This window comes from Winogradskyella sp. A3E31, assembly GCF_046720935.1.
In the GTDB taxonomy this organism is placed as follows: Bacteria; Bacteroidota; Bacteroidia; order Flavobacteriales; family Flavobacteriaceae; genus Winogradskyella.
Genome location: NZ_JBHNWH010000015.1, coordinates 1 through 8,614, shown reverse-complemented (window position 1 = coordinate 8,614; position 8,614 = coordinate 1). Strand labels below are relative to the sequence as shown.

Genomic DNA, 8,614 nt, shown 5'->3' with positions numbered 1-8,614 from the left:
CGACTACGTCCGAATCCACTCGGAATTGCTACCGTCGGTCTCTGCCGAAAGTTTGTTTAACTTTAAGCTGTAACTGACGGTTATACAAAACCGTTCTACGCAATTTGAGCAAACCAATAAAATGATAGTAAAATATAAAAATTCCGTAATTGAAATAACAAATGAATCTGATTTGGATTCATCGGAATTTGGTCAGAAATTTAAGAAACAATATCCAGCCGATTTAGGAATTGAATTGGAATATGAACCTTCCTCAAAACACGGAATTCGAATTACAGAAAACGGAATTGAAAAGTGTAGCGTATTATTATTGGAATCTGGAGGAGCAACTGGAATTTCTGAAAATTCATATCTAATTAAAAACGACCGAATTTACATTTGCTGTTCTGACCAAATATATTCTCTGAATTTAACGGATTTGTCTGCTAATTGGAGAAATCAATATGACGTTGCAACTTGTTTCGGGATTTATGAATTTGACGAAGATTTTATCGTTCACGGAGAAATTCAAGTGAGCCGAATTGATAAAAATGGAGAAACTAAATGGAATTTTTGTGCGAGAGATATTTTTGTAAATCCAGATGGAAAAACTGAATTTAAAATTATCGAAAACCGAATTGAATTAATAGATTGGGAAGGTTATAAATACGAACTGAATGCTGATGGAAAAATATTAACTGAAATAAAAACTGCGTAGAACACCGTGTATAATTCATTGCTAGTACTCGCCTACTTACGAAAATCCTCGCGGATTTTCTATTCGGTTTGTATTTGCTAATTTAGTTGCTGAAACACGCAACGAAATCATACACAAACACGTTACCTGCAAGCTGAAAAAACCACCACACGTTCAAGCACATTTGGTTTTTGCCAACGCTTATTTCCAACGCTAAAAAACCAAAAGAGCTTGCACTTTCCCACCACCACCCGAAAAAACATTAACAACTTGATAGTAAATTAGCAAAACATTTATATATTTGAGAATTAAGGGTCAAACCTTTTAACGTAAATATGTAATAATGGCAAGTTTCGGAGATTTCATAAAAACTGAAAGAGAAAAAAGAGACTGGACTCAAACTGATTTTGGTGCAAAAATCGGGGTGAATTCAAGTGCAGTTAGTCGTATCGAAAATGGTTCACAAACATTTAGTAAAAATAAACTTGACTTACTAGCAACTCTTTTTGAAAAGGAAAAGCAAAGTGTTACTGACCTTTATTTTGCAGACAAATTTGCAAGAGAAGCAACAAAATATAAATGTTCTGAAACAATTTTTTCAGTCGCAGAAGAAACTGCTTCATATATCAGAAACAAAAATGTTAAACAAGGGAAATTAGAATTAGAATGAAAAAATATACACTTATAGATGTATTTTCTGGAATTGGTGGGTTCCATAACGGATTTTTAAATACCGAGCGTTTTGAAATGCTACTTGCTGCTGATTACAATCAAGACTGTGAATCTTTTCATAGAAAAAATCATCCTGAATTACCTTTTGAAAAAGTTGATTTATCAAAAATTGATGAAGGAAAATATTGGAAAGAAAAAGGTATTTCAGAAGTTGATGTATTAATTGGTGGTCCACCTTGTCAAGGTTTTTCAACAATTGGCAGTAGAGCTTCTTCCAATGCTCAAAAAAGAGAAAAGTATGATATCCGCAATAACTTAATCGGACATTATATAAATCACGTTAGAGTATTGAGACCGAAATATTTTATAATGGAAAATGTAAGAGGTCTTACCACTTATAAAAAAGGAAACTTCTTTGAAGATGTTTTAGAAGAATTCAATTCAATTCCAGGATATAAAATCGACTATAAAATATTAAATGCTGCTGATTACGGTGTTCCTCAAATAAGACAACGAACTTTTGTTTTTGGTAATCGAATTGGTTTTGAAGAGAACACATATCCTGAACCTGACCATTTTGAAAATGGTATCAATGGTTCAAAATGGAAAACAGTCGGAAATGCAATTAACGACTTAATTGGTAAAGAAAATGAAATTGACAATCATAGTCCTTTAAATCACAGACCAAAAAACATTGCGAGATACCAATTAATTCCTGAAGGAGGAAGAATGCCTGAAGATAAATTACCACCTGAACTTTACAGGAAAAATTTTGGAAGTACGTTTAAAAGGTTGCATAGAGAAAAGCCATCTTTGACGATGGTGCCTGGTCATAATGCGTTTCCTATTCATCCAATTCTAGACAGAAGTTTGACAGTTAGAGAAGCTGCAAGAATTCAGACTTTTTCTGATGATTTAATCTTTACTGGAAATAGACAATCACAATGTATTCAAGTTGGTAATGCAGTTCCACCACTGTTTGCTGAAAAATGGGCAAATCACGTTATTAATATTTTAGATAAATATGGAGAATAATTTAACTTTTATTGACTTGTTCTCTGGAGCAGGTGGATTTTTACGAGGCTTTATAAATCAAGGATTCGAACCTGTATTTTCTGTCGAAAATTGGAAACCTGCAATTGACACACATAAACTGAACTATCCAGAAGTACCTATTATTTCACAAGATATTCGAGAAATATCTAACGAAAAGTTAATTGAGTATACAAAAGGCCAAAAAATTAATGTTGTAGTTGGCGGACCACCTTGTCAAGGTTTTTCGACAATTGGTAATCGAAATCCAGAAGACGCAAGAAACAACTTGATTTTGGAATTTTTAAGAGTTGTTGATACTGTGAAACCTGATTACTTCATTATGGAAAACGTAAGAGGTTTAGTTTCTTCGAAAAACGGTTATTTTAAAGATATTCTACTTGAAAAATTCAAGGACATTGGATACGAAAATGTGCAATGCAAAATCATTTGTGCTACAGATTATGGTGTTCCTCAAAAAAGATATAGGGTTCTATTTATGGGTTCATTAGATGGTTCTAAAATTGAATTTCCAGAACATACTAACTCAAAAGAAAACCCTGAAACATTAAGAACGCATATTATGGATTTGGTTGGTAAAGAAAATAAAGTGGCTAACCATATTCCAACAAATCACAATCCAATTGTAAAAGAGCGTATCTCGTATATAAAAGAAGGTGGTGGAATTGATGCTGATATTCCTGAACATCTATTAAAGGGTTCAAGAAGTGATTATAAGAACAATAAACTTAAAAATTTTAGTCACGTTTACAAAAGATTACACAGAGATAAACCAGCAACAACAATGGTTCCAGGACATAATGCCTTTCCTCTTCATCCAACAGAAAACAGAAGTCTAACAGTTAGAGAAGCTGCGAGAATTCAAACATTCCCTGATGATGTAGTTTTTGAAGGTACAAGACAAGACCAATGCATTCAAGTAGGAAATGCAGTACCAGTAAAATTATCTGAAGTATTCGCTAAACATTTAAAAGAAAAACTAGTAGAACAATGGGAGCAAATCACGACTTATTAGCAGACAAAGCTGGTAGAGCAATTATATCCAAAATTGTAAATCGAGTTGACAATTGGGGACAAATATTTTCTGACAACATAAATAAAGCTGGAGATTTTGGTTGGCCAAGACCTGATTATGTTTGCTATGATTATGATTTAGACCAAAGTATTGCATTTGAGTTTAAACCACCTAATCATCCTAAAAGAGAATATTTAACTGGATTAGGACAAACATTATCATATTTAGAAAAACATCACTATTCAGGCTTAATTTTACCAACTATAGTTGAGGGATTTGATATCGCACAACATATTTCAAATATACTTTCTTTAGATGTTTTCGCTAGACATCATATATCAGTAATTGGCTATAATGAAAGGACTTTAGAATCTGACCCTTTAAATTCAATACAACTATTTAAAAGTGTAGAAGATGAAAGAACTGGCGAAATTGTATCAAATGATTTAAGTCAAACGTATTGGTGTTGGTGGCGTGATATTAGCCATTATGAAATTTTTACATTATTAAACATTCTTGACAAGCATTCTAATCAAACTGGAGATATTTATAGTCAATATGCTTGGCCAGAATTTTGGGCTATGATGATAGCTGGTCAAACTAGAACTTGGGAAGGAGCAGGAAGAAGAAAAACTGACAGCGCAAGAAATAGAGCAAGTGAAAAACAAAATTATAAAATTCCATTATTTCAACTTGGTTTAATCGAACCTTCAGAAGGCAGATTAACTGTTGAAGGTTACAAATTAATTTCTGTTGGTAAAATTTATGGATTAGATAGTAGTCTTTATCTTGATTACTTGACAAAATTAGTTTTAATAGAAGGGAAACATTTGATATTAATTCAAGATTTAGAAGAATTTAAAAATATTGCTAATGCAACAAGTCTTGCAAGTCAAGACCAATTCAGAATTGATTTTGAACAATACTTGAATGATAATAATTCAATTGGCAGACGAAAACCAGGTCGAACGACTACTGGTAATAAAGTTAGTTATATTCGAGATGAATTTAAGTTGTGGAATAAATTAGGATTACTTAAAACTATCGGAACAAGGAATTATTTCGTTAATGGTCGTGGAATTGAATTTAACTGGTCGAGAATTACGGAGATTTTAACAAAAGATTTTCTATACTAAACAACACGTAAAAGCCAACGCTAAAAGCCATACACATTTGCAATTCGCACCAGCCGATACACGAGCCAAAAATTGCAAAAGAGTATGTCTTTGCCAACGCTAGCAAGTTTGTGGAAAGAAAAGCCAGCAGGTAACATTGTATAAAAATAATAGCGGTTTAATTGCTAAATCGAAAGTAAGTGAATATAAAAAAGGTCTGTGTTTAACCGAAAAGTTAGTGAGTGAAAATCCGCTACTATTCTTATACGAGACCGTTGCCCACAATTTGAAAAAAACAATCTGTATACTAATCATAATGACAATTTTCTCTTGCAAAGAGAATAACAAAAACGCTATGGGAATTGATAGTCCAGAAAAATTTGCCGAATACGCAGATGAATTACAGAATAAAAAGCATCCGATTTTACCAAATAAAATTAGTATTCAACTAAAAGATGAAAATGGAAACAACATAAAAACGGAAAACGTGCTTTGCCATTTAAATATTTATATCGACTCTTTGAGTTACTATACTTACAGTTTTATACCAACAAACTCAAGCGGAATAGTCGAACTTACAAGAAAACAAATGATTCAAAATACCGAATTAAAACATTACTTTGACGAAAGAATTCCATTGGACAAAAATCCTGTCAAATTTGATTTTTTTGTTATGGATAGTAATATGTTAAACGGAATTATTTCAAGTATGGATAATTACTTGAATGTCGATTTAGAATCAATAAAAGCGGATTTAAAAAACAGAGGATTAACTGATGCTCAAATTGCTGTTCAAATTCCAGCGATTGAGGAAAAAATGAAATCTGACAAAAAATTAGTTGGATTACTAAAGAAAAATAAAAACGCTGAATTGGATTACTCAAAAGGAGAAAAGAAAATAACGGATTTTTGGAATAGTGAATCTGATTATAATTACGAACTGAAATAAAAACTGTGGGCAACACCGTATATAAAAAATTGCTAGTGTTGTGCTAAAACAAAGGTCGTTGCAAGTTTGCTACGTCTGAATTTCCTTCGGAAATTCCTCGCACGCAAACCCGCAACTTTCCATATACAAACTCGTTGTAAGTAATTATGAGAAACATATCGATAACATTAATATTTCTGATTTCATTAAGCTGTAAAGGTCAATCAAATTTGACTTTAGACCAACTTATTGAACGTGATAAAGCGGAATTAGAACAATTAGTTTCTGACCAAAAACTAAACGGAAAAACGACTGAATTAAATGTTTTGGAGTTGGAATTTGAACAAACAGAAAGTCAAGTTGATTCGATATTAAAAAAGCAATCTGACTTTGAGTCTGTTAATGACAATACTAAAGAATTTGAGAATTACGGAATTAATTGGAAACTAAATTCTGATGTGGAAATCCCAACAATTGTAAGAACTGACTTTTACGAAGATAAATTATACGAATTAGAATTAGTTTTCCTTACAGATAAAAATAATGCAGATTTAGGTTTTGAATTATTGATAAAACTATTAGAAAAAAAATATGGTAAAGCTGATTTAAAAGCTCACTCAATCCTTTCAAAGGTTGAGGAAAATGAGCCTTTTACTTATTATTGGATTGATAAAAACCGAAAAGTAATGGCTTATCGAATGACCAAATATTGTTATTTACGAATTTCAGATACTTCAGTTGATTATGACAAACTATCAGACATATTTGGAAATTAAAAATAACTACTTACAACAACGTATATAAAAAATTGCTATTTTTTGTCCTTAATTCTATGGTCGTTGCACGTTTGCTACGTCTGAATTTCCTTCGGAAATTCCTCGCACGTAAACACGCAACTTTCCATATACAAAACCGTTGTGGCTAATTTGAAAATGACGAAAATATTAACAATATTATTAGTGTTTATTGGAATTGGAGCATTTGGACAAAATGTTCAAATTGACACTCTGAATCTAAAGAAAAGTGAGCGTTTCAAAGAACTTCAATCGGAAAAAATGAATTACCCATTAATTCGGACCGGTAATAAGGAAATTGATTCTTTTATAAATTTTGATTTAAAGAACAAATTCACTTCAAATGAATATCCTACTGAATCCATTGACTCAACTTTGATAAAATGGGCTGGCGACCAAATAATACACCTTGATTTTAATGTAACATATAACCAAAATGGAATTTTATCTCTAAACGTTAGTGCCGAAGGTTGCGGAGCATATTGCTCATATTGGACTGAATACTTTAACTATTCGACAGTTACAGGAAATTCATTAGACATTTCAGAAATAATCGATATTTCGGGAGAATTTAAAACAAGTATTTTCAAGGATAAAGAAACTCAATTCAAAAAACAGAAAATAGAATTAAAAGAAATGCTAAATGATTCAGAAGCAGAACTCGACCAATCAACTTATGAATGGGCTTTAGAGTATTATGAAAATTGCGAAAATTCTTTTGACCTTAAATCATTCTCAATTTATCCTGACTATATAGAAATAAATAAAAGTTGTCATTTGCCAAATGCAATTAAAAACTTGACACCAATATTAACTTTGAAATATAAAAACGCTGAAATTAAAGAGTACCTAAAAATAAAAAACTAGCCACAACACCGTATATAATTTATTGCTAGTTCTAGCCTACTTACGAAAATCCTCGCGGATTTTCTATTTGGTTTGTATTTACTAAATTAGGTGCTTAAACACGCAACAAACCATATACAAACACGTTGTAAGTAATTTTGATGCATATTTATGGACAATATAAAACCAACATTGTTTTTCATTTTCGCTGCTTTACTTTTTTGGTTCTTAGGACCAATAATGGTAAAATATCAATTAAGGTTTCATAAAAAGCATAATCCGAATTTGGTTGAAAAAGCACCAGGTATTTTTAAAGGAATGAAAATCTTTTTTCAAGTCTTTTCCATCATTTGTGTTTTATTTGCCTTCATTATGCTTTTCGGAATTAAAATTTAAAATTAATGAGCCAATTGCAATTAATATTTGGAATTCCTAAAAATGGTTGGTTATCAACAAACTTAAAAACTTCCGACTTTGACTTGAATTTTATTACTTCAAATATTCCCGAAAATCCGACTGACAAACTTTGCGAATCTCTGATTTTAGCGATAAGCGGAATTGAAACGGAAATATGCTGGAATTTGGAACCTGAATATTATTTCTTTGAACTTAAACAAAGCGGAAAAGAAATTGAGTTGAATATTTCAAAAAGTGGAGTAATAACAGAAAACCGAAATCTGATTTATAAACTGACTGGAGATTTTAAGTCTCTGATTTTACCAATGTATCGGAGTTTGAAAAAATTCAATACGTTAGAATTTGATAAAACGGATTGGAAAAAAATTGACCAAATAAAACTGAATAAATTAACGGAATTAGTAACGGAAAGAAAAAACTACTTACAACAACGTATATAAAAAATTGCTTGTGTTAGGCTTAAACAAAGGTCGTTGCACGTTTGCTACGTCTGAATTTCCTTCGGAAATTCCTCGCACGCAAACCCGCAACTTTCCATATACAAACTCGTTGTACTGCATTATGAAAATCAGAACGTCATACAAAATTGGAATCGGAATTTTAGCAGTAGGAATTGCATTAATTCTGATTTTAGGAATTAAAAATCCGCCTAAAAAACTGACTGCGACTGAATTATCAAAAATTGAGAAAATAAAAGTGAATAATGGACAAACTTACGAGTTAAGCGATAAAGAAATTGACTTGTGGAATAATTTGGAATTCGATATTTCGACTGACAATTATCCCGGAGAAACACCTGATTTTGTAATTGACTTGATTGGAAATGAATCTGACTTTACTGCTATGTATAATGAATCGAGCGGAATCGTATTCTTTAGTTTCGTTTCTGAAATTAAATACGGATTTCTTAACTCACCAGCACCTGGAGGTTGGACAAAACCGATTTACGAAACGCAAGCAAATGACAAACTATTGGAATTACTTAAACTAAAATAACGCAGTACAACAATGTATAACCGCAATTACGGCGGATTCGACTACGTCCGAATCCACTCGGAATTGCTACCGTCGGTCTCTGCCGAAAGATTGTTTAACTTT

General features: G+C 31.8%; 10 protein-coding genes. All 10 read left to right on the top strand.

Annotated features, from left to right (window positions below):
- Positions 1-121: 121 nt before the first annotated feature.
- Entirely contained in the window at positions 122-697 is a 576-nt protein-coding gene (locus ACFEMA_RS14515; protein ID WP_411768934.1) for a hypothetical protein, read from the top strand.
- Positions 698-1,019: 322 nt separating this feature from the next.
- Positions 1,020-1,346 (top strand): helix-turn-helix domain-containing protein, encoded by a 327-nt coding sequence (locus ACFEMA_RS14510; protein ID WP_411768933.1) that lies wholly within the window; start codon positions 1,020-1,022, stop codon positions 1,344-1,346.
- Positions 1,343-2,383, top strand: a complete 1,041-nt coding sequence (locus ACFEMA_RS14505; protein ID WP_411768932.1) for a DNA cytosine methyltransferase — start codon at positions 1,343-1,345, stop codon at positions 2,381-2,383. Before ACFEMA_RS14510 ends, ACFEMA_RS14505 begins: the two co-directional genes overlap by 4 nt.
- Positions 2,373-3,416 carry a DNA cytosine methyltransferase gene (locus ACFEMA_RS14500; RefSeq protein WP_411768931.1) on the top strand — a complete coding sequence of 348 codons (1,044 nt, stop codon included), beginning with the start codon at positions 2,373-2,375 and terminating at the stop codon, positions 3,414-3,416. Before ACFEMA_RS14505 ends, ACFEMA_RS14500 begins: the two co-directional genes overlap by 11 nt.
- A complete protein-coding gene (locus ACFEMA_RS14495) occupies positions 3,392-4,552 on the top strand; it encodes a hypothetical protein (protein ID WP_411768930.1) in 1,161 nt (386 codons plus the stop codon). The genes ACFEMA_RS14500 and ACFEMA_RS14495 overlap by 25 nt, the downstream gene beginning before the upstream one ends.
- A 136-nt stretch (positions 4,553-4,688) precedes the next feature.
- Positions 4,689-5,480, top strand: coding sequence for a hypothetical protein (locus ACFEMA_RS14490; protein WP_411768929.1), 792 nt, complete (start codon positions 4,689-4,691; stop codon positions 5,478-5,480).
- 146 nt (positions 5,481-5,626) lie between these two features.
- The gene (locus tag ACFEMA_RS14485; protein ID WP_411768928.1) at positions 5,627-6,235 is read left to right on the top strand and encodes a hypothetical protein; all 609 of its coding nucleotides are present in this window, start codon (positions 5,627-5,629) and stop codon (positions 6,233-6,235) included.
- Positions 6,236-6,391: 156 nt separating this feature from the next.
- Entirely contained in the window at positions 6,392-7,120 is a 729-nt protein-coding gene (locus tag ACFEMA_RS14480) for a hypothetical protein (protein ID WP_411768927.1), read from the top strand.
- A 380-nt stretch (positions 7,121-7,500) separates the two neighbouring features.
- A complete protein-coding gene (locus tag ACFEMA_RS14475; protein WP_411768926.1) occupies positions 7,501-7,956 on the top strand; it encodes a hypothetical protein in 456 nt (151 codons plus the stop codon).
- A gap of 121 nt (positions 7,957-8,077) precedes the next feature.
- Positions 8,078-8,512 (top strand): hypothetical protein, encoded by a 435-nt coding sequence (locus tag ACFEMA_RS14470; RefSeq protein WP_411768925.1) that lies wholly within the window; start codon positions 8,078-8,080, stop codon positions 8,510-8,512.
- The last annotated feature ends 102 nt before the right edge of the window (positions 8,513-8,614 follow it).

What these genes read in the sequence shown, in the direction of transcription:
- ACFEMA_RS14500 (WP_411768931.1), top strand. Translation starts at nt 2,373, where the DNA reads ATGGAGAATAATTTAACTTTTATTGACTTGTTCTCTGGAGCAGGTGGA.
- ACFEMA_RS14510 (WP_411768933.1), top strand. Translation starts at nt 1,020, where the DNA reads ATGGCAAGTTTCGGAGATTTCATAAAAACTGAAAGAGAAAAAAGAGAC.
- ACFEMA_RS14505 (WP_411768932.1), top strand. Translation starts at nt 1,343, where the DNA reads ATGAAAAAATATACACTTATAGATGTATTTTCTGGAATTGGTGGGTTC.
- ACFEMA_RS14485 (WP_411768928.1), top strand. Translation starts at nt 5,627, where the DNA reads ATGAGAAACATATCGATAACATTAATATTTCTGATTTCATTAAGCTGT.
- ACFEMA_RS14480 (WP_411768927.1), top strand. Translation starts at nt 6,392, where the DNA reads ATGACGAAAATATTAACAATATTATTAGTGTTTATTGGAATTGGAGCA.
- ACFEMA_RS14515 (WP_411768934.1), top strand. Translation starts at nt 122, where the DNA reads ATGATAGTAAAATATAAAAATTCCGTAATTGAAATAACAAATGAATCT.
- ACFEMA_RS14475 (WP_411768926.1), top strand. Translation starts at nt 7,501, where the DNA reads ATGAGCCAATTGCAATTAATATTTGGAATTCCTAAAAATGGTTGGTTA.
- ACFEMA_RS14495 (WP_411768930.1), top strand. Translation starts at nt 3,392, where the DNA reads ATGGGAGCAAATCACGACTTATTAGCAGACAAAGCTGGTAGAGCAATT.
- ACFEMA_RS14470 (WP_411768925.1), top strand. Translation starts at nt 8,078, where the DNA reads ATGAAAATCAGAACGTCATACAAAATTGGAATCGGAATTTTAGCAGTA.